This window comes from Bacteroidales bacterium, from assembly GCA_041671145.1.
Lineage (GTDB): Bacteria > Bacteroidota > Bacteroidia > Bacteroidales > JAHJDW01 > JAQUPB01.
Window position 1 is genome coordinate 49,573 of record JBAZBZ010000012.1, and the last position, 21,909, is coordinate 71,481.

Sequence of the window (21,909 nt, forward strand, 5' to 3'; positions counted from 1 at the left end):
ACCCCGTCAGTTTCAAAATACTACTCTAATATGCTCCTCCTCTTTTCCTAACAAACCATTCAACAGAAAGCAAAAAAATTAAAAGAAAGAAAATCCATTTCATATTAATAATATCTTTTAGTTTTTTACTCGTATATGAAACGGTTTTTATATCATCGCGGCTGTTTATATCGTTCAGAAGATTTTCAAATTGATTGGGAAAATACATTTTACCATTGTGGGTTTTCGCAAGCTTATTCATCAATTGGTGGTCGGCAACTGTATTTGATACTTCAACAGTTACAGGGGTTACAGTAAATTGTCCTTTATCTGAAAACATCTTTTCACCGCTTTTTACTTTTGCTTCATATCTGTATGTTCCTACCGGAAATATTCCTGCATCAAGCATATATGCTTTTGAAGTTTTATTAAAAACAAACGAGAATTTTTTATTATCGGAATTAAAAATATCAATATTAATATCGGGAGTATTTATCAATTCATAGCTTTCATTATAAACTTCTGCATCAATTGTTACGGGCTCATTTTCAAAATAAATATTTTTGCTGATAATGCGAAAATACCTTTTATCAGCTTTTACAGAAAGATATTGAACAATCTTATTGAACATTTCGTTGAATATGTCATTATTTTCATGAATTGCAAAATCCTGCAATCGCCATTTCCATAAACCTTCACCGGTAATAATTCCAATTCTGGCATTTGGTGCCTGATAAAGCGAAATCAAAGGATAATCGGTATCAACACTACCTATTTTCTGATAAAGAAAAACATTTGCATCGGGAGACATTTTATATGTTCCGAAAAACGGATAAAGCGGCGGAAGTTTTTCAATAAAATTTTTAAAATTATCGCTTACTGTAAATAAACTGAAATTATTATTGAAGTTTCCCTGTGCTTCATTCATTTTATTTTTTATTCCCGAAATATTAAGTCCGGTTTTAAGTGTATTGAAAAAATTTATGTTTGTTTTACTTCCTATAATGAATAAAACAGGAATATTCAATTTAAGAATATTTGAAAACAATGCTGTTCCTGAATTATCCGATGAAGGTAACTGGTGAACAATAATCAAACTGAATGAATTTATAGGCTCAAAGAATTTATCTGCCTGTGAAACTTGTACTTCATAATTATTGTTTGATTCAATAGATTCCTTCAAAGCAGCAATGTCGGGATGCGGTGTACTGAAAAGAATTAATATCTTTTCGCGTCCATTAATCACATCAATAAATATATCCCGAACATTGTTTGTGTAAGTTATTTCATTTTTCAGATTTGATAAAGTGATTCTGTACCTGTGGGTTCCTGATTCTTTCGCTTCGAGTTCAAAATTGTGAGTTTGAATTTCATTATTGTTTTTAAAATTTAATATTTTGGTAGCAAGAGTTTGCATGCCATCAGATATAGTGAGCATAGAATTTTCACCTTTGCATTGTTTTGCGTTAACAATTATTTCAACAGGAAATTTATTTCCGAGAAAAACAAGTCGGTTATAATTAATTTTATTTATTATCAAATCCTTTTGAATGTTTGTATCACCAAGTGCAATGGTGTAAATAGGAACTTTTAATTTTTCGGAAGCATACACAGGGCTTGTTCCTTTATTATATAAACCGTCACTTGCAATTACAACTGCTCCGAGATTTCGATTTACATATTTGTTTTGAATTTCATCAAACAACAATGACATATCCGTTTGCTTTTGCCTGAAATCGGATGAAATATTATCTTTAACTTTATCTCCGAAAGAAAATGTTTTTACCTGATATTTGTCAGAAAGTTTATTTATAAAATCATTCAGATTTCTTGTGTACTCAGTTTTATAAAACGAAGAATCTTTTCCTATAATTATTGATTCGGAATTATCCTGAGCTACAACTACAATAGGTTTTTCAATATTTCTGAAAATTGTTTTTATCAATGGGTTTAGTAAAAGAAAAGCAATTAATGCAACTGTAATAAATCTGAATGAGGCAAGAAGATTTTTTTGCCATTGCGGAAATTCTTCAAGGTGTTTGTCTTTGCGGTAAAGAGTATAAGCATAAACAGCACCAACTGCAAGGCAAATAAAAATATACCAAAAAGGATATTCTGTTACTATACTTAAGTTCAATTTTTTCGTTTTTTTGTTTTACAAATATACATCAAAATAATTAGTTGCCGGTTGTTAGTTGTTCGAATAAAATTATTTTACTTTGTACCTTATTGCTTTAGCTTCCCGCAGTATAGCAACTAACAAACACTCTGCCGTCTTTCAATTATAAATGAAATTATATTTGTAAAATAATTATATTTACATTTGAATTTTAAAAAATCATTAAAAAACAAATGAATATTTATCTTCAGAACAGGCAATGGAAAGCGATGCTGGTTATTGTGGCATTTCTGATTGTTGCGACTTCATTATGGTACACGAATCAGTTTGCAAAAAATCTTGCTCAGGAAGAAAGACAGAAAGTGAAACTTTGGGCTGAAGCAATTCAAAAAAAAGCAAGCTTGGTAAAATACACCGAAGAATTATTTAATAAAATAAAAGATGATGAACGTGTGAAAGTTAAATTGTGGGCAGAAGCAATGCACCGCTTGCTAAAAGAAGAAAACACAAAAGATTTGACTTTTTATATTGATATAATTTCAAGCAATAAAAATATTCCGATAATTCTTACAGACAAAAATAACATTGTTTCTTCTTCAATAAACCTGAGCTTTAAATTAAAACAAAACAGAAAACTATCTGATTCAATTAAAAAAGAATTCAGCAAATATCCGCCGATTAGGGTAAGTTACAAAAGTCAAACGTTAAGTTTATTATATTATAAGGATTCGAAATTATTTGCCGACCTGCAAAATGTAATGAATGATTTGATAAAAACTTTTATTTCGGAAGTTGTGATAAATTCGGCATCGGTTCCTGTAATATTCACTGACAGCACACAAACAAAAGTAATTGCATCAGGAAATATTGATTCCGAAAAAATTAAAAGTAACGATTATATTTTGAAAAAACTTTCCTCTATGTCTTTTCAGAACAAGCCTATTGAAGTGCATTTGAGTGGTAAAACAAAAAATTATATTTTCTGGGAAGATTCTTTTTTACTGAAGCAATTAAGATATTATCCATACATTTTATTTTTCATTATCGGATTGTTTTTATTTGTTTCTTATTTAATATTCAGCAATGTTAGAAAAGCCGAACAAAATAAAGTATGGGTCGGTATGGCAAAAGAAACGGCTCACCAATTGGGAACTCCGTTATCGTCTTTAATTGCATGGCTCGAATATCTGAAATTAAAAAATGTTGAGCAGTCAATAATTACAGAATTGGCAAAAGATGTAAAACAACTCGAAATAGTTACCGAAAGATTTTCAAAAATTGGCTCTGAGCCAAAGCTTGAAGACACAAATATTTCAAAGACAATTTATGAGTGTATTGATTACATGAAACTGCGGATTTCTGAAAGAATAAAATTTTCAGTTGTAACTTATAATAAGGATATTTGTGTTCCGTTGAATATATATTTATTTAATTGGGTTATTGAAAATTTATTTAAAAATGCAGTTGATGCAATTGGCGATAATGCAGGAATCATAGACATAATCATAACTGCTGAAAACAAATTTATTTATATCGATATTAGCGATTCAGGCAAAGGAGTTCAGAAGTCAAAATTTAAAACTATTTTCAAACCAGGATATACCAGCAAACAAAGAGGTTGGGGACTTGGCCTGTCGTTATCAAAAAGAATCATAGAGCAATATCACAGCGGAAAGATATTTGTAAAAAATTCCACAATAAATAAAGGAACTACATTCAGAATTGTGTTGAAGAAAAAAACATAAAGGAATTGGCATGCAAAACGGTATATTGTTTTAATATTTTGTGCAAACAATTCTCATCTTAATAAAATAAAAGCAAAAAGTAAAAAGCAAGCTAATCCACCTATCATTATAGAAGTACCATAAGTTGTTCGGGTATCGTATTCTTTTATTTTTTTTATGTCGTATTGAGAAACATTAAATGAAAAAATATATTCGCTGTATTTATTATTAATAAAGAAAGGTAAAGTAATTTGAAGTTTTTTATTCAAATTATTTTCTGCATCCTGTGCAGCATCGGAATATTCCATTCCCCATGAATCCTTCATAAAGCTTTTTTCTTTCCAGTAATATGTTGTGTCATCGAGCCAAACAATATTACTTTTAGGATAGAGCATCTCAACAACTAATTTATTTTTTTGAATTATAGTTGATGTTTCAGATTTTTCCCTGCTCAGATATTTTGTATTTGTATGAACTATTGTTGATGTTTCACCATTTGGAAAAGTAAAATATGCTTTTTCCCAACTTATTTTAACAGGCATTTTGCTTTTATTTTTTATTTGCAAGATAAAGCTCATCGTATCCGTTTTCCAGCTAAATGTAAATAATGAATCTTCATAAAAGTTTTTATTTGCTTTATTTACTTGCTTTTTAATTCTTACCTCCTTCAGGTTCATTTTATAATTGGCAATGTACAGGTTGGTATAACAGCTGCTGCATAGAATAATAAATAAAAAATAAAAAATATAATTTCTATTTTTTTGCATGATAAGTTTAAAAATTGTTTTAAATCAAATTATTAATACAAATTTAGTAAAATAAAATCAAAGAAATTATTTATTTCAATTTTCCGCCAAGCACGCATGTTTTTTTATAGTGCTTTACTTTTCCTTGCAAGTCGAATGTTTCGAAATAAATTACATAAATTCCCATGCGGCATTTTTCGTTAGTTTCATTAATACCGTCCCATGAAATAATACCTTTTGCATCCAATCTTTTATTTTTTGCGAGATTTTTTATTAATCTTCCATTTGAATCGTAAATAGCAATATTCGCAATATAATCCGGTTGGAAAAAATTATAAGAAATGTTAAGCAAATCGTTATGTCCGTCATTGTCGGGTGAAAATATTTCGGGTGAAATTGTAATTGCATTATCCGAACTATCGGCTGAATTATATTGTGAATTTTTATATCCCGGAGTTGCATAACCAACAGTTTCCGAAGCCGAATGCCAGTTTGTTGCGTCCTGTGTGGGACGATTAAAATCAACTCTTTCGAGTGAAACACCTTCAACATTATTCAAAAGTGCAAAGTGCATTTTTTCGGAATATTTAAACATATCAATTATGTTTGATGACTTATCTGAAATTACAACAAAACCCTTATCATTATTGAATGAAGGCAAGGAGTTCATTTTAATAAATACATTCGGATTGGAAGTAAAATATTGTGATTTTACTTTATCAGGAGCAATAGTGAGAACAACATATTCACCGGGGTTTAAAAAATATGTTTGCTGAGTAATTGCATCAATTGAAATTAAAATGTTTTTTATTGTATCAAAAGAACATAAATTAATTTCTTTCAAATCCACAATTTTTGCGGAACGGTTATAAAGTTCAACAAAATCAACTCCATCATTTTTCGGATTGAAAAGAATTTCGTTAATCACAATATCCAAAGCTTCGGGATGATAAAAATAAAAAATTTTATATGTTGCTGTCATAGTATTGCCGGTAATATCTTTTACTCCATTAACAGTTAGAATATTTTCTGCTCCGTTTAAAAATTCCGATGAAAAAGTTAAATGAACAATTGTTGAATCGGATATATCTCTTATAGTAGTGGCAGGATTTCCAACTCCATTATTAACGTTGTAATTCAAAATATTTTCTGATGAGTTTTTTTCAACAAATTCTGAAAATACAACATCAATCTTATTACCGGATACTACTTTTATGTCAGAAATTTTTGGAAGAACAGTGTCAACAGAAATATTTCCGACAAAAAAATCATCGAAATAAAAATTTTTATTATATGAGCTTGTTGAGAATTTACAAAGGATTCCTAAATATGAAGTTGATTTAAAAGACATGTCGCTTCCTGTTCCTTCAAAATTATATTTCTGTGTAAAAGCCGGAGCAGAAAATATTTTCCATGTTCCGTTTTTGCTTCTCGTAACTTTTACGTTAATTTCAAAAGCAGATGCAATGCTTGTTGTTCCACTGCAAATTAATGCTGAAGAAGTGCCGGTTTGTTTAAAAAGCCGAATTACATCAGTACTATTTGTTTCACCGAATTGAAGATAATATCCGTTGAGTGAACCGTTCAAATTTGAATTATCTGAGACCAGATAAACTCTCGCATAACTTGTACTCGAAGGAGAAAAATTCATTTTCATGTAAAAACGCCATTCGGTGCTGTCGAACATTGTATTTGAAGTGTACAAATAAGCTGTTTTTGGAATAGTTGCATCTAACTGCAAAATATAATTTGTGTCTGCCAAATTACATTTGAACAAAGAATCATCGCCGCTCCATTTGGGATTATCGGAAAAATTTCCATCTGAAAAATTATCGGTAACCTGTGCGGAAAGAAACAATGGCAAAAGAAAAAGAAATGATATTATTATTTTATTTATCAAATTTACCTAATTATACAAATTCAAAAATAAGTCACAAATTTAAAATATTATTTGCATTTTAAGTAGTGAAATTTGTGGTAAATATTTTAAAAAAAATACTATTTGGATAAATTATTTCCAAATAGTTTGACTTTTTGGCAAAATAATTCCCTAAAAGTTTGTTTGCATTTTTTATTAACCGACAGCTTTTATTATATTCTTGTAAAATATTATCTTTGCATAATTTTAATTAATAAAAATATTATAAAAATGAAAGTAGCAATTGTAGGTGCCACCGGATTAGTTGGCAATGTTATGCTAAAAGTATTAGAGGAAAGAAATTTTCCTGTTTCGGAATTTTTTGCTGTAGCTTCGGAAAAGTCGATTGGAAAAATTGTAAAATTTAATGGAAAAGAATATAAAGTTATTAGCATAGAAGAAGCTATTGCAAAGAAACCCGATATAGCAATATTTTCGGCAGGTGGTGCAACATCAAAACAATTTGCTCCTAAATTTGCTGAAGCAGGAACTACAGTTATAGATAATTCTTCGGCATGGAGAATGTTTGAAAATATTTCTCTTGTTGTTCCCGAAGTTAATGCTGATGTATTAACAAAAAATGATAAAATCATTGCAAATCCGAATTGTTCCACAATTCAGCTTGTTGTGGTGTTAGCACCGTTGCATAAAAAATATAAAATTAAAAGATTGGTTATTTCAACTTATCAGTCGGTTACCGGAACAGGTATTAAAGCCGTAAAACAATTGGAAAATGAAAGAAAAGGAATTAAAGGTGAAATGGCTTATCCGCATCAGATTGATATGAATTGTTTTCCGCACGGCGGCGATTTTCTTGAAAACGGCTCTACAACTGAAGAAATAAAATTACTTAATGAAACCAGAAAAATATTACGCGATAATTCATTGCAAATAACTTCTACTGTTGTTAGAATCCCTGTAGTTGGTGGACATTCCGAGGCAGTGAATATTGAATTTCAAAATGATTTTGATTTGAATGACGTTAAAAATATTTTATCAAAATCACTTGGAATAATTGTTCAGGATGAACCATCAAAAAATATTTATCCAATGCCATTATCTGCTCACGAAAAAAATGAAGTATTTGTAGGAAGAATCAGAAGAGATGAGTCACAGCCCAGTTCACTTAATTTATGGATTGTTTCTGATAATTTACGTAAAGGTGCTGCCACAAATGCAATTCAGATTGCCGAATATCTGGTGAAAAATAAGTTAGTTTGATTAGTTTACTAATGACCATTGACTAATTATTTCTTAATTCCACTTCTGTTGCACCCATTCCATACTTAGCCATTGGCGCATCGTAGAAATTACATTTTGGATATGATTCATCAAGAATTTTTCTTATTTCCGATTTTAAAACTCCATCACCAACACCATGAATAAAAATTATTTTTGAAAAATTATTTGCAAGAGCGGTTTCTAATGTTTTTCTGAAATAATTAATTTGTATTGTCAGCATTTCGCCGTTAGACAAGCCGGAAATTTTGTCAATCAATTCTTCAATATGCAAATCAACTTCTGCTACTCCTTTGTCAATAATATGTTTTGAGGGCATTGACTGTACTTTTTTATAATCACTTATGTGTCCCACAACTTTTATTTTCGGTTTTTCGATTTTTTCTTTTCTCCAAATTTGCTCGTTCTGCAATAGTGGTACGGTTTTATTTTCGGAATAAATACTTGTAGTAATACATTTTTCATTTATTAATGAACAATACAGATAACTTTCTTCTTTAAAAAATTTTATGGGGTTAACTTTAAAACTATTTGCTATCGGCATTTTGGCTTCATATTTCCCTTCCTTGAAAAATAATATTTGTAAAAAAATATCCGACCATTCTTCCAATTTCGTTCTTTCAATTATTCCAAGAAGAACTTTAGTTTCGGGTTTTGCCCTGTCAAAATCAATTCCGAAAAAGTCGTTATCTTGTTTAAGAGAATATGTAAATAAAATATCGTAAGAAGTATGATTTAAAATATAAACTTGAATGTCACCGGAAAGCAGAGCATCCTGATTTTCCGAAGTGTATGCAATATAAATTCCTTCATCAATTTGCGGAGTAAGTGTTAAAAACAAATCACTTTTATAATCTTCATCATCATTTGTTTCCGACTCTTCTTTATTTTCATAAGTTTCGTTTATTGATTCTTTTTCTTCAGAAATTAGTTCTTCTTCTTCAAATTCAATTTTTCCTGTTTTTATTAATTCATCAGTCATAACAGGAATTTCAAAACCATCTTCAATTTCAATACTGACCATTTTATCGTTTATGATTTTTTTTACAACTCCCTCGCGCTTTTCGCTGAGAAAACTGACTTTATCATTTATTTTAAATTTCATAATTGTTTTTTTACAAAAATAGAAAGAATAATTATTGTAATTGATTTATTTAGTATTAAATTTTGAAATGCTTTCTATTGTTTGAAAAGTTTGTTGTTTGTAGTTAATTTATGTTTTTCTCGTAGCTCGTGGCTTACAGCTCGCAGCTATGATTGTTAAAAGTTTATGAATATTTAGGCAAAACCACAAACTTATTTTAATCCATTTTAGCTACTGATTAAACAAATTATTTTATATTTGCTCAATAAATTTTAAAAATGGAAATCTTAATAAAAGTAACGCAACTTATTCTTAGTTTATCAATACTCATTATTCTTCATGAATTAGGGCATTTTATTCCTGCAAAACTTTTTAAAACCCGTGTAGAAAAATTTTATTTATTCTTCGACCCGTGGTTTTCTTTGTTTAAAATTAAAAGAAAAGATACAGAATACGGAATCGGCTGGATTCCACTTGGCGGATACTGCAAAATATCAGGAATGATTGATGAATCAATGGACAAAGAGCAATTAAAAAAACCTCCGCAGCCATGGGAATTTCGTTCAAAATCAGTTTGGAAAAGGTTGATAATACTAGTTGGAGGTGTAACCATGAATTTAATACTTGCAATTATTATTTACATCTTTTTATTATTTTTATATGGTGAGCAATATCTACCAACAAAAAATGTAAAATATGGAATTGCTTGCGATTCGCTGGCTTTAGAACTCGGATTAAAAAATGGCGATAAAATTTTAAGTTTAGATAATAAATATGTGGATAATTTTAATAAAATACCTATTGAATTACTTTATGCAAAAACAATACAATTAGAACGTGATGGAAATAAATTGGAAATACCTGTAAAAAAAGAAGTAACTGATAAATTATTAAAATTAAGAAAAAGTATCGGCTTTATTTCCTATCGTTACCCTTTTTACATAAATGGATTTTTAAAAAATTCCGAAGCTAAAAAATACGGACTAAAAATTGGAGATAAGTTAGTTGGAATAAATGGTGTAAAAGCTGAATATGTAAATGAATTCAGAACAGAAATAATAAAATTAAAAAACAAAGAAACAGAAATAATTGCTTTACGAAATAAAGATACATTAAGGTATAAAGTTAAAATTTCAAAAGATGGAACTATAGGAGTTGAAATAAAAAGCGCTGATACATTTTTTACTTTAAACACTCAAACATATTCTTTCATTGAATCTATTCCTGCCGGAATCAAAAAAACTTTTGAAACAACTTATGATTATGTAAAATCTTTTAAAATAATATTTACCCGAAAAACCGCTTTAGAATCTGTTGGAGGATTTATTGCAATAGGTAATATTTTTAGCTCGCAATGGGACTGGGTGCATTTTTGGTCATTGACTGCATTTTTATCTGTAATGTTGGCTTTTCTTAATATACTTCCAGTTCCTGGTTTAGACGGAGGACATGTTTTGTTTGTGCTTTATGAAATTATTACAGGTAAAAAACCAAGTGATAAATTTCTTGAATATGCCACAACCGCAGGAATGATATTTTTATTAGCTTTGGTGTTGCTTGCGAATGGCAATGATGTTATGAGATTATTCAAATAATACCGATAAAGTATCTGTTTTATTTATAAAAAACCCTGCAAGAGTTCCAAACTCTTGCAGGGTTTTTACATAATTCAAACTAACAGCTAATTTTTATAATTGCGGACCCTCTGATTCCAAACGTTTTCCTTCTTCATTGTCGGTAAAGTTTTTGAAATTATCAATAAATTTCTGACCGAGCATTTTTGCCTGTGAATCATAAGCTGCTTTGTCAGTCCATGAATTACGCGGATTTAAAATTTTCGTATCAACTCCTTTTAAACTTTTCGGTATTTGAAGTTTGAATATTGGCAATTCTTCAAATTCAGCATTATTAATAGAGTCATCAAGTATTGCAGTTATGATTCCTCTTGTTGCAACAATATCAATTCTTTTTCCAATACCGTAGGCACCGCCAATCCAGCCCGTGTTTACAAGGTATGCATTTGCTCCGTATTTCTCTACTTTCTTTGCAAGTTCCTGTGCATAAACTGTAGGATGCAATAATAAAAATGCTGCACCAAAGCAAGACGAAAATGTAGGTGACGGTTCAATAATTCCTCTTTCTGTTCCTGCAACTTTTGCAGTGTATCCTGTAAGGAAATGATACATTGTCTGGTCTTTTGTGAGTTTAGCAACAGGCGGCAAAACACCAAAAGCATCAGCGGTAAGAAAAATAATATTTTTTGGGTGTGAACCTTTTGAAATAGGTTTCACAATGTTTTCAATATGATACAAAGGATATGATGCTCGTGTGTTTTCTGTTTTTGAACCATCTTTATAATTTATCACACCTGTTTTTGCATCATAAACAACGTTTTCAAGAATTGCATCTTTTTTAATTGCATTGTAAATATCGGGTTCTTTTTCTTTGCTGAGGTCAATACATTTTGCATAGCATCCACCTTCGAAGTTAAACACACCGTCATCATCCCAGCCATGTTCATCATCGCCGATTAAAAGCCGGTTGGGGTCGGCAGATAATGTTGTTTTTCCTGTTCCCGACAAACCGAAAAATATTGCTGTATCTCCACCCTTACCCATATTTGCAGAGCAATGCATTGATGCAATTCCCTTCAACGGTAAAAAATAATTCATAACCGAAAAAATTCCTTTTTTCATCTCTCCGCCATACCAGCTTCCGCCAATAACTGCTTTTTTTTCTTTTAAATTAAATGCAACAAAAACTTCACTGTTCAGTTTATGTTCCTTCCATTTGGGGTTTGTAACTTTACAAGCATTGAACACAACAAAATCGGGTTTGAAATTTTCAAGTTCTTTTTCAGTTGGTCTGATAAACATGTTTTTTACAAAATGTGATTGCCATGCAACTTCTGCAACAAACCTAACTTTAATTCTCGAATTTTCATTTGCACCGCAAAAAACATCTGTAATATAAAGCGATTTACCGCTGAGTTGATTTATGCCGGTTTCATATAAATCTTCCCACACATTTTCCGAAATTGGTTTGTTGTCAGAGCCCTTGCGATTAGGTCCCGCCCACCAGATATTGTCTTTTGAAGTTTCTTCAAAAACAATATACTTGTCTTTTGGCGACCTGCCCGTAAAAATACCAGTATCAACATTTACTGCACCGGCGCTGGTTATAAAACACTTTTCCAAACCTTCAAGATTGGGATTTGTTTCGTGTTTATAGAGTTCTTCGTAAGACAAATTGCGATAAATTTGTTTTACATCTTTTATCCCATATTGAGATAAATCTAATTCGTTTTGTTTTGCTTGATTTTCCATTTGTTTTTTTAATTAAGATGTAAAATTATAAAAAATGTTTAGAAAAATAATTAAATTTAATATTGTTTCACGAAAAGCATTAAATTTGAGCTAAAGCCCGTTTGTGCTGGATTTAATATCTCCGACCTTAAGGTCGAGGTTACTCAAAATGCACACTTTTTGGATTTTAGTCCGAATTTTAAATGACTATTTTTTTACATATTTTTAAAATTTTCTTTTTGCTATTAATTTTTATAAAGCAAAAATATTGCAGGACGTTTGTTGATATCAGGTAATGATTTTTTCCATTCAGAAATGGTTTTTGTTTTAATAAATTCAGTTGATAGGGTTATATCACAAGCAATGCAAAGCATTGTGTCATTACGGCAGGAACTTAAAATATCACTCAGTAAATTGTGATTGCGATAAGGAGTTTCGATAAAAATTTGTGTTTGATTTTTATTGTAAACATCTCTTTCTATTTCTTTTATTTTTTTTATTCTTGAATTTTTTTCAACCGGCAAATAACCGAGAAAAGCAAAATTCTGTCCATTAAATCCCGATGCCATAAGTGAAAGCAAAATTGAAGATGGTCCTATTAAAGGAATTACTCTGATATTTTTTTTATGAGCAAGGCTGACAATGGATGCTCCCGGATCGGCAACAGCAGGACAGCCCGATTCTGAAATTATTCCGATACTTTTACCTTCTTCTGCAGGTACCAGAAAGTCGGATATTTCCTCGTGCTTTGTATGTTCATTGAGAACAAAAAAAGTTACTTCATCAAAAATTTTTTTGTATCCCATTTCTTTCAAAAACCTTCGTGCAGTGCGAACTTCCTCAACAATAAAATAATCAAGTTCGTTAATTACATTTTTATTGAATAACGGTAATACTTTGTCTATAGTGGCATTACCAAGAGTTGTGGGAATTAAAAATATTGTACCTTTTATTAATGTCATTTGATATTATTATTCAAAGTAATTTTTTTAATGCATAAAATGTTTAATTGCCAGTATAGGATGCTTGTATATGATTTTTTTACCGGAATATCTCATTATCAGTTTCGTTTTTTCACGCATTTCGTTTTTATAACAATGAATTTTGCAGTTATTGCATTTCGGCTTTACTTCATGCGGACATTTCTGAATTTTATTAATTGCATATTCAATAAGCTCTTTGCATTCTTCGCAATCATCAATATTCTTTTTGTGTTTTTTTTTACAATAAATCAAAACCATTGCTTTTATTGTAGCAATTTCATCGCGTATTGATTTTTCTTTTAAATTCAATATTTTAGTTTAATATAATTTCAGCAAAATTAATTTTTTTATATTATAATTATTGAAATATAAATTATTCTTTATACTACTTTTTCCTACTTTTGTAAAAAGATAAATATTTTGTGAGAAAATTAATTTTTAAAATATTAATACTTATAATTCCAGTAATAATTTTATTTGTTATATCAGTTTTTGTTTTTGCAAACGGATATATTGATGTTTATTATTTAAAATTCACAACCCCACAAAAGCCCTCACTTGTTATTGGAATGTCAAAAGCAGTAATTGATATACAACCATCAATTATAAATAACAGCGGGCTCGTTTTTGATAAACCAATGTATAATTTTGGTTTTAATTTCGGCAATTCACCTTATGGAAAAATTTATCTTGATGCCATAAAAAAGAAAGTTAAGCCCGAAACGCATAATGGCATTTTCATTCTTGAAGTATCCCCTTTGAGTATTTCCATTCAAAATTCGGTGAAAGAAAATTATTTCGAAAATGCTCCCGAAAACGGCAGATTTCTTAATCATCAGTTTTTCTTCAATACAAATCCTAACTTCGAATATTTATTAAGACATTACGAAAACTCTTATTATTTCATGTTTCTGAATAATATTAAAAAAGAAGTTTTAATTCATGATGACGGTTGGCTCGAAGGTTTTACAAAATTATCGGATAGTGAAATTGAAAAAAGAAAAACCAAATGGCTTAAAAAATATATTGATTTTTATTTCAAGCCAAGTAAATTCTGCCAATGGAGATTGGATTATCTTGAAGAAACCATCAGCTTTCTGAAACAACACGGAAAAGTTTATCTGGTAAGAGTTCCCATTGACAAAAGAATGCTTGAACTTGAAAATAACTATATGCCCGATTTTAATGATAAAATGGCTGTTCTTTCAAAAAAAGAAAATGCAAAATATATTGATTTTACTGTTAATTGCGATAACTATAAAACTTATGATGCAAATCATTTAATGAAAGAATCATCGGAAAAACTCACAAGAAAATTAGCTGAAATTATAAAAGAAGACAGGACGAGGAGTAAAAAGGACCAAAATTCAGAAATTAGGAATTAAGATTTAGGATTTAAGTTTAATATTAAAATTTTTGACAATTTAACAATTTTCTAATTGAAATATTTCTGACGAAAATACCTTATCAATTTATGCAAAAATCAAAAGAATTAATAAAATTTTTATCTCAATTCATCACCGAAAACAGGAAAAATAAATTTGAAGAAATAATAAAGCTTCGTACAAAGCACATTACTGTTATTCTTGAAGATATTTTTCAACCACACAATGCAAGCGCTGTTTTGCGTTCATGCGACTGCTTTGGTATTCAGGACGTTCATATTATAGAAAATAAAAATAAATACAAGGTAAATCCCGATGTTGCTCTGGGCTCGGCAAATTGGCTTACACTTCATCATTACAATGAACAAAAAAATAATACTTTGTATTGCATAAATAAACTCAAAAAAAACGGATACAAGATTATTGCAACAACACCTCACGAAAACAACTGTGAGCTTGACGATTTTAAGGTTGACAAAAAATTTGCTTTGCTGTTTGGAACTGAAATGAAAGGTTTGTCGGAAGATGCAATAAATAATGCCGATGAATTTTTGAAAATTCCGATGTACGGATTTACAGAAAGTTTGAATATTTCAGTATCTGCTGCAATATGTTTACATCACCTGACTTTAAAACTTAGAAAATCTCTTGTAAAATGGCAGCTTGCTGAAAAGGAAATTGATGAAATATTTCTCCAATGGGTCCGCAATTCATTGAAAAATCATGAATTATTGGAAAAAGAGTATAAAAAAAGGGGATTTAATTAATTTTTTTTTATTTTTGCACTAAACTTAATTTAAAAATATTATGGGAAAAGGTGATAAAAAATCTAGAAGAGGTAAAATATTCATGGGTTCTTATGGTGCCAGCAGAAGAAGAAAAAAAGCAAAGAACTCACCATTCATAAAAACTGCCACAACTGTTGGAAAACCAAAAAAACAGGAAGTAAAAGAAACTCCTGTAGTTGTAAAAGCGCACGAAGTTGTTCAACCTATTGAAACATCTATGATTGTTGAAACAACAATAATTGAGGAAGTAGTTGAAATTGTAAAACCCAATGAAATAAAGGTTGCTGAGAAAACTGAAAAAACACAACCAAAAGCAAATAAGCCAAAAACAGAAAAAAAGACAGAACCTAAAACAGAAAAAGCTCCTAAGAAAGAAAAAGCAGATAAAGAACCAAAAAAAGAAAAATCTGCTAAAACAGAAGTCAAAGCCAAAAAAGAGAAAAAATAATTTATTGATAATTATTTAGAGGATGTCTGAAAAGTGCAAAATCCGACAGTTTGTTGGGTTTAAGAAGGATAGTTCGCTAAAATAAAACATCAGTATTTGCAGGCAATATATAGGAAGTTTATAAATCCAATCAGATTACAATAGAAATATCGGAGGTTCTAGTAAATAAATGTTTTCGCAACGTTATCTTTACCATTAGTTACTTTCAGAAAATACATTTCACCTTTATTGAGATTTTTAAGTTTTATGTTTAGTCCTGTGAAACTATTCTGTGTTGTGGTATATATTTCAGAATAATAAATGGAATTAAAAATATCGGTTACTTCCACAAAAACAATTGAATTACCGGAATTTTTGACTCTTACTTCCATTTCATCGCCATCATGCTCAGGATGGTCAACAATCAATTCGGAAGAATAGCTATTTGATTTTGTAGCAATAGCATTGCTTGTTTTATAAGAACCGTCTTCCGATTTTTTTTTCAGGCGGTAATAAACAATTGAACTTTTCGGAGGATTGTTATCGGAAAGATTGAATTTTGCACTTCTGTTTTTTTCCGACTTTTTATTAATCATGTTAATAGTATTAAAAGATTTACCGTTTGTGGAGCGTTCAACTATAATATTATCACCATCTTCAACTGGAGCTGTTGCCCAGTAAAGAGAAATTTTCCCTTCATCGTAGATTCCTTCAAATGACAATAGAGAAAGAGGAACAGAAAGTTCTTTATAATTACCTATCGTAATCATTGATAATTCACTAAATTCGGAAGTTTTTAAATAATTGTTTTCGAGATTTTTTAATTTGGTTTCCTTAAATGACCAGTCGGTTCCTCCATTTGTGGAATAAAAGAAACTCAGCTGGTTTTTATCCTGATTATTTATATCGGATTCAAAAAAGTAAAAATCCAAAGTAGCATTTAAATTCATATTATTTGATGGTATTATTTTGTAAAATTTATTGATGCCCGTAAAATTTGTACCCGTTTGAAGTGTATGTCCCCTTATAATTGTAGTTTTTCCTAAATTGGCAGGAGAAGTAATTGCTATTCCCAGATTACCGGCATTTATATAATCGGGCTTGTTCAAATTTTTTGTTATAAAAACATGCCCTTCGCCATAAACTTTATTGTTGCTATTTTCTCCGATTATTGAGCAGGTTGGACATAATTTTATATCATGTTGATTTAAATTAAGATTACCACTATTAAAAATCAAATTTCCATTTATGGTTATGTTGTAATTTATAAATAAAATTAAACTTCTGTGATTCAAAGTAAGGTTACTCAAAGCTGTATTATCATTAGGCATTTCTTTTCCTGCATAAATAGTATTTGTGGTATTATAAACCAAATCAACAACCCCTTCAAAATTAATACTGCCTTTGGTTGTTGAAGATATTATTGTTCCTTCGGTGCAGGATATTTCTACGCCATTGGCAATAGTAATTGCGGAATTATTAACATCAAATTCTCCTGAGATAATATTCAATTTGTGTACAACGCGAATATTATTATTTAATTTAATTCCGGCAACATTGTTAATTGTTAAATCATAAAATACTAAAGTAGAACTATCGTTTGTTGTTATGGTTTGCTGATATGCTCCGTTTAACACAACATTACTTTTGTTACAAAAAATATTTGAAGCTTTATTTATAATTATATTGCCGCTGATATTTATTGTGTTGCTGTTTAAATCCAAAAGGGCATCATTATTGCCTATTGTTAAATTACCGCAGTTTCCGTTTGCATTAAGAGTGATTTTTACATTTTTATTTATTGTAGTTGCAACACCAGTGGCAGGAACACCTTTCGACCATTTGGAAGAAACATCCCAATTACCATTAATATCTGCATTCCAACTTGTTTGCGAATATAATTTAGATTCTGAAACTAATATAAAAATAAATAAGTACAAATATTTAGTCATCTTTAGTATTTTTTATTAAAAAATGAAGTATAAAATATTAAAATTACAAAAAAAATAATAAATCCAAGGGAAATAAATAATATTTTTATTAACAAAAAATTATTAATTGATTATACTATAAAAAGTTGAAAAAATGTTTTTATGAAACAAAATAAGTTTACTTTTACGTTTATAAATTATTATAAATCAATTAGCAACAATTTTATTATAGAATGAAATTAATTGGAACTTCTCATGTATTTTTTTAACTATTTTAATAAATTTCGTCATTTCAAAAATTTAAACAATTATTTTTTTATTTTTAATCGAACAATGATGAAAAAAATATATAAAAATGTATGCATAATTAATAATTAATTACATTTATGGCTTCAAAGTATTTTGCTTTAAATTATTTTTTAAATTAAAATTTATACGAATGAAAAACTACAGATTCATCACAAAAATTTTATTAGCATTCATGATAATGCTTTCTGTTTATGGCTTTTCACAGGATAAAAAAATTCCTGATTATTCATTAACAGAAAGAAAAGATATTCCGGTGGAATTTACATGGAAACTTGAAGATTTGTATCCTAATCTTGATGCTTGGAAAAATGACAAGGAGGAAACAAAAAAAATAATGAACAAAGTTGATGAGCTTTCAAAAGATTGGACTTCTTCACCTCAAAAAATGCTTGCATTACTTGACTTAATAGATAATGTAAATTTAAAAGCAGAAAAATTATCTTCTTATATTCAGATGTCGAGTGATGCCGATATGGGAAATGCAATATTTCAAAATTTAAAAGGTGAATTACAGGAAATGTATGTTCAATTCAGTTCGAAACTTGCTTTTATAAATGCTGACATAATTAAGCTCGGCAAGGAAAAATTCGCCTCCTATCTTAAAGCCGAACCGAAACTCAAACCTTATGATTTTAGGATATATGATATTTTACGAAGCAGTGCTCATATTTTGCCTGAAGAGCAACAACGAATAGTATCACTTACAAATTTATTTTCCGATGGTCCCGGCAATGCTTCAAGTATGTTAAATAATGTTGAAATCCCTTATCCTGAAGTTATAATGAGTAACGGACAAAAGGTAACATTAAATCTGACAAATTATTTAAAATATAGAAAATCCAAAATAGCTGACGACAGACGTCTTGTGTGGAATACATTCTGGAGTAACCAAAAAAAGTTTGAAAATACAATTGCGATTCTTCTTAATACTTCAACAAAAAAGCATTTTTTCAATGCACAGGTTAATAAATTTCCCGATTGTCTTTCGTCAAGATTATTTGAAGATAATATTGATACAAGCGTTTATTATCAACTTCTTCGTTCGGTACACGAAAATCTTGCTCCCTTGCATCGTTATCTTGAATTAAAGAAAAGAATGCTCGGACTTGATAAATTCATGTATCAGGATATTTATATGTCGGCAGTAAAAAATGTTGATAAAAAATATACTTATGAAGAAGCACAAAAAATTATTATTGAAGCTATGAAACCTCTTGGTACCGATTATACTGATGTTTTGAAAACCGCAATGGAAAATCATTGGATAGATGTATATACAAATAAAGGAAAACAAAGCGGAGCGTACTCGCAAGGTGTTTATGGAGTGCATCCTTACATAAAACTGAACTATAATGGCGAATACAATGATGTTGGCACACTATCACATGAACTCGGTCATACAATGCATTCTTATTATTCAAATAAAACCCAGCATTACGAAAAATCAAATTACCCAATATTTATTGCTGAAATCGCATCAACTTTTAACGAAGCAATGTTGTTGGATTATATGTTGAAAAATGAAAAAGATGATTTGTTTAAATTATATATTCTGAATAATTACCTTGAAGATGCGAGAAATAATTTATATCGTCAGGCAATGTATGCCGAGTTTGAACTCGCAATTCATAAAAGAGTTGAAGAAGGAAAAACCCTTACTTCCGATTGGATGGATAAAAAATATCTTGAATTTGCTTATGAATATTATGGACAAAGCAAGGGAATAATTGAAATACCAGACCTCGTAGGTATAGAATGGACAAGAGTTCCACATTTATATTATAATTTTTATGTTTACCAATATTCTACAGGAGTGATTTCTTCCATGGCTTTATGCAATATGGTTATTAACGGTGGAGAAAATGAAAAAAACAAATACCTTGATTTACTTAAATCGGGCGGAAGTGATTATGCAATTCCTTTGTTAAAAAAAGCCGGAGTTGATATGACAAAGAAAGACGCTTTTAATGCAGCTTATAAAAGATTTGATTATTTAGTTGGAGAAATGGAGAAACTTTATGAAAAATTGAAATCTGAAAATAAATTGTAAATAAAATAAGTACTTCAATTCTTATCATTAAATAATTTATCATTGATTAGTTGCAAATATTTCAATGTCCGAAAAATATTTCAGGTTTAAACAGTTCGTAATAAATCAGGAAAATGCTGCAATGAAAGTAGGTACCGATGCTGTGATTTTGGGTGCTTATGTGAATCCTCAAAATGCAAAAAAGATTCTTGATGTTGGTACCGGAACAGGTATTATTGCTTTAATGCTTGCACAAAAATCCGATGCTGTAATTGATGCTGTGGAAATTGACAAAAATTCTTTTCTTCAGGCAAAAGAAAATTTTGAAAATTCAAAATGGGAAAAAAGAATTAATGTTTACAATGAATCTTTTCAGGAATATTCAAAAAAAATTTCTTTTAAGTATGATATTATTGTTTCAAATCCTCCATATTTTGTAAATTCTTACAAATCGATATTTGAAGAAAAAAATATTACAAAACATAATGTAAATTTATCACTTAATGAATTGATTGAATGCAGCACAAATATTCTTGATTGCTCGGGAATAATATATTTAATAATTCCTTCTGATAATTTACAAAAAATTGTTTTGCTTGCAGAAAAAGAAAAATTATATTGTAATGAGGTTTTAAATATCTTCCCAAAACCATATAGTAAGCCCAAAAGAGCTGTTTTGAAATTCGAATTTGTTGAAAAAAAGTTAATAGAAAAAAAATTAACTTTAGAAAACGAGGAAAGGCACGATTATACTGATGAATACAAAAATTTTACAAGAGATTTTTATTTGTTTTTATAAAAGCAAATGTAATTTCATATATACTAAATATATACATTTGTAACTGTTATTTAAAATAATAAAAAATGAAAAAGAATTTTTTATTAATATTAGTTTTTATATTGTTGAGTACTTCATTAGTATTTTCACAAAATATCGGCAGGGTGAGGTCTCGTAATTTCATTAATCAAAATTGGTATATTAATATTAATTACGGCTCTCTGCTTTTTTATGGAGATATCAAGCAGTATGATTTTTATCCTGTTGAACAGGAAAGGAAATGGGGATATGGCGTGATATTTGGTAAAAGCTTTAATCAGACTTTTTCATTACAGGGACAAATTATTTCAGGAGAACTTGCCGGAATAAACAGAAAAAAAGACAGACAATTTAATGCCGATATTCTTGAATATAGTTTAAATGCAGTATTTGACTTTACCGATATGTTTTGTTTTTTATTATTAAATAAAATTGATAATAGTCCAAAAAAAGTTAAATTATATGCATATATTGGCGCAGGATATATTGATTTCAGGTCAATTCTGAAAACTTATAACAATGAAGAATTTGTTGCAGCAGAAGGATATTCAAACAACGGGACTGTTAGTGAAAAAATGACAACCGAACTTATAATCCCTGTGGGAATTGGGTTGAACTTCAGATTATCAAGAGCATTGAGTTTTAACATTGAAGGTTCTTTTAGAAATGTAAATACAGATAAGCTTGATGTAACAGTTGTTCCCAACTCATCAAAAGATAAATACGAATATTTTTCGTTAGGGTTGAAATATAAATTTAATTTGGCAAAAGGATATAAAACACAACTATAATACGTAAATTGTTACTTAGTGAAAAAGCAAATCCCAATGAGATTTGCTTTTTTTTTTTTATTAATTTACATTTGCGAAAATAAAAATAAATGTTTATGAGCTTTGATTTAGTCATTATAGGTAGTGGTCCCGGGGGTTATGTTGCCGCTATAAGAGCAGCAAAACTTGGATTCAAAGTCGCTGTTATTGAAAAAGCGGAAATAGGCGGTATTTGCTTGAATTGGGGATGTATTCCCACAAAAGCATTACTTAAAAGTACACAGGTTTACGAGTACATAAAGCACTCTTCCGAGTACGGAATTACGATAAATGGCGAAATAAAATCTGATTTCAAA

Annotated in this window: 18 protein-coding genes; 10 read left to right on the forward strand and 8 right to left on the reverse strand. The window is 29.5% G+C overall.

Going from position 1 to position 21,909, the window contains the following annotated elements; all coding sequences use genetic code 11:
* Positions 1-25 precede the first annotated feature (25 nt).
* Entirely contained in the window at positions 26-2,116 is a 2,091-nt protein-coding gene (locus WC223_06135) for a hypothetical protein (GenBank protein ID MFA6923819.1), read from the reverse strand.
* Between the two features lie 215 nt (positions 2,117-2,331).
* Between WC223_06135 and WC223_06140 the strand changes: the two genes are divergently transcribed.
* Positions 2,332-3,843: a HAMP domain-containing sensor histidine kinase gene (locus WC223_06140; protein MFA6923820.1), complete on the forward strand. Its 1,512-nt coding sequence runs from the start codon at positions 2,332-2,334 to the stop codon at positions 3,841-3,843.
* Positions 3,844-3,896: 53 nt separating this feature from the next.
* Here the strand turns inward: WC223_06140 and WC223_06145 are convergent, their stop codons facing one another.
* Together WC223_06145 and WC223_06150 are read right to left on the reverse strand one after the other, a co-directional pair.
* Positions 3,897-4,499: a hypothetical protein gene (locus tag WC223_06145; protein MFA6923821.1), complete on the reverse strand. Its 603-nt coding sequence runs from the start codon at positions 4,497-4,499 to the stop codon at positions 3,897-3,899.
* Between the two features lie 160 nt (positions 4,500-4,659).
* The gene (locus tag WC223_06150) at positions 4,660-6,468 is read right to left on the reverse strand and encodes a lamin tail domain-containing protein (protein MFA6923822.1); all 1,809 of its coding nucleotides are present in this window, start codon (positions 6,466-6,468) and stop codon (positions 4,660-4,662) included.
* A 249-nt stretch (positions 6,469-6,717) separates the two neighbouring features.
* Between WC223_06150 and WC223_06155 the strand changes: the two genes are divergently transcribed.
* On the forward strand, positions 6,718-7,707 hold the full coding sequence (locus WC223_06155) for an aspartate-semialdehyde dehydrogenase (GenBank protein ID MFA6923823.1): 990 nt from the start codon (positions 6,718-6,720) through the stop codon (positions 7,705-7,707).
* Between the two features lie 22 nt (positions 7,708-7,729).
* On the opposite strand, the gene WC223_06160 is transcribed toward WC223_06155, so the two are convergent.
* Positions 7,730-8,830, reverse strand: coding sequence for a DUF2027 domain-containing protein (locus WC223_06160; GenBank protein MFA6923824.1), 1,101 nt, complete (start codon positions 8,828-8,830; stop codon positions 7,730-7,732).
* 257 nt (positions 8,831-9,087) lie between these two features.
* Here WC223_06160 and rseP point away from each other — a divergent pair, with 257 nt between their 5' ends.
* Positions 9,088-10,404: an RIP metalloprotease RseP gene (gene rseP, locus WC223_06165; GenBank protein MFA6923825.1), complete on the forward strand. Its 1,317-nt coding sequence runs from the start codon at positions 9,088-9,090 to the stop codon at positions 10,402-10,404.
* A gap of 93 nt (positions 10,405-10,497) precedes the next feature.
* On the opposite strand, the gene pckA is transcribed toward rseP, so the two are convergent.
* The 3 genes from pckA to WC223_06180 form a co-directional block, all read right to left on the reverse strand.
* Entirely contained in the window at positions 10,498-12,135 is a 1,638-nt protein-coding gene (gene pckA / locus WC223_06170) for a phosphoenolpyruvate carboxykinase (ATP) (GenBank protein MFA6923826.1), read from the reverse strand.
* A gap of 224 nt (positions 12,136-12,359) precedes the next feature.
* Positions 12,360-13,067 (reverse strand): SAM-dependent methyltransferase, encoded by a 708-nt coding sequence (locus WC223_06175; protein MFA6923827.1) that lies wholly within the window; start codon positions 13,065-13,067, stop codon positions 12,360-12,362.
* Between the two features lie 36 nt (positions 13,068-13,103).
* Positions 13,104-13,406 (reverse strand): nitrous oxide-stimulated promoter family protein, encoded by a 303-nt coding sequence (locus WC223_06180; protein MFA6923828.1) that lies wholly within the window; start codon positions 13,404-13,406, stop codon positions 13,104-13,106.
* Between the two features lie 113 nt (positions 13,407-13,519).
* Here WC223_06180 and WC223_06185 point away from each other — a divergent pair, with 113 nt between their 5' ends.
* The 3 genes from WC223_06185 to WC223_06195 all read left to right on the forward strand — a co-directional run bounded on the left by WC223_06185 (position 13,520) and on the right by WC223_06195 (position 15,718).
* A complete protein-coding gene (locus WC223_06185) occupies positions 13,520-14,482 on the forward strand; it encodes a hypothetical protein (protein MFA6923829.1) in 963 nt (320 codons plus the stop codon).
* A gap of 89 nt (positions 14,483-14,571) precedes the next feature.
* A complete protein-coding gene (locus tag WC223_06190) occupies positions 14,572-15,249 on the forward strand; it encodes an RNA methyltransferase (GenBank protein MFA6923830.1) in 678 nt (225 codons plus the stop codon).
* A gap of 40 nt (positions 15,250-15,289) precedes the next feature.
* Complete coding sequence (locus WC223_06195; GenBank protein MFA6923831.1) at positions 15,290-15,718, forward strand: 30S ribosomal protein THX; 429 nt, start codon at positions 15,290-15,292, stop codon at positions 15,716-15,718.
* Between the two features lie 158 nt (positions 15,719-15,876).
* Here the strand turns inward: WC223_06195 and WC223_06200 are convergent, their stop codons facing one another.
* The gene (locus WC223_06200) at positions 15,877-17,649 is read right to left on the reverse strand and encodes a hypothetical protein (GenBank protein MFA6923832.1); all 1,773 of its coding nucleotides are present in this window, start codon (positions 17,647-17,649) and stop codon (positions 15,877-15,879) included.
* A gap of 418 nt (positions 17,650-18,067) precedes the next feature.
* Between WC223_06200 and pepF the strand changes: the two genes are divergently transcribed.
* The 4 genes from pepF to WC223_06220 form a co-directional block, all read left to right on the forward strand.
* Complete coding sequence (gene pepF, locus WC223_06205) at positions 18,068-19,987, forward strand: oligoendopeptidase F (GenBank protein MFA6923833.1); 1,920 nt, start codon at positions 18,068-18,070, stop codon at positions 19,985-19,987.
* Between the two features lie 64 nt (positions 19,988-20,051).
* The gene (locus WC223_06210) at positions 20,052-20,765 is read left to right on the forward strand and encodes a methyltransferase (protein MFA6923834.1); all 714 of its coding nucleotides are present in this window, start codon (positions 20,052-20,054) and stop codon (positions 20,763-20,765) included.
* A gap of 65 nt (positions 20,766-20,830) precedes the next feature.
* On the forward strand, positions 20,831-21,574 hold the full coding sequence (locus WC223_06215) for an outer membrane beta-barrel protein (protein ID MFA6923835.1): 744 nt from the start codon (positions 20,831-20,833) through the stop codon (positions 21,572-21,574).
* Between the two features lie 95 nt (positions 21,575-21,669).
* Positions 21,670-21,909 (forward strand): FAD-dependent oxidoreductase (locus WC223_06220; protein ID MFA6923836.1); only part of this gene is annotated, 240 nt, incomplete at its 3' end.

Bases quoted from the DNA above. Each gene is read 5' to 3' on its own strand.
- WC223_06140 (MFA6923820.1), top strand. From the start codon at position 2,332: ATGAATATTTATCTTCAGAACAGGCAATGGAAAGCGATGCTGGTTATT.
- WC223_06200 (MFA6923832.1), bottom strand. From the start codon at position 17,649: ATGACTAAATATTTGTACTTATTTATTTTTATATTAGTTTCAGAATCT.
- WC223_06210 (MFA6923834.1), top strand. From the start codon at position 20,052: ATGTCCGAAAAATATTTCAGGTTTAAACAGTTCGTAATAAATCAGGAA.
- rseP (MFA6923825.1), top strand. From the start codon at position 9,088: ATGGAAATCTTAATAAAAGTAACGCAACTTATTCTTAGTTTATCAATA.
- WC223_06155 (MFA6923823.1), top strand. From the start codon at position 6,718: ATGAAAGTAGCAATTGTAGGTGCCACCGGATTAGTTGGCAATGTTATG.
- pepF (MFA6923833.1), top strand. From the start codon at position 18,068: ATGAAAAACTACAGATTCATCACAAAAATTTTATTAGCATTCATGATA.
- pckA (MFA6923826.1), bottom strand. From the start codon at position 12,135: ATGGAAAATCAAGCAAAACAAAACGAATTAGATTTATCTCAATATGGG.
- WC223_06145 (MFA6923821.1), bottom strand. From the start codon at position 4,499: ATGAACCTGAAGGAGGTAAGAATTAAAAAGCAAGTAAATAAAGCAAAT.
- WC223_06195 (MFA6923831.1), top strand. From the start codon at position 15,290: ATGGGAAAAGGTGATAAAAAATCTAGAAGAGGTAAAATATTCATGGGT.
- WC223_06190 (MFA6923830.1), top strand. From the start codon at position 14,572: ATGCAAAAATCAAAAGAATTAATAAAATTTTTATCTCAATTCATCACC.
- WC223_06160 (MFA6923824.1), bottom strand. From the start codon at position 8,830: ATGAAATTTAAAATAAATGATAAAGTCAGTTTTCTCAGCGAAAAGCGC.
- WC223_06215 (MFA6923835.1), top strand. From the start codon at position 20,831: ATGAAAAAGAATTTTTTATTAATATTAGTTTTTATATTGTTGAGTACT.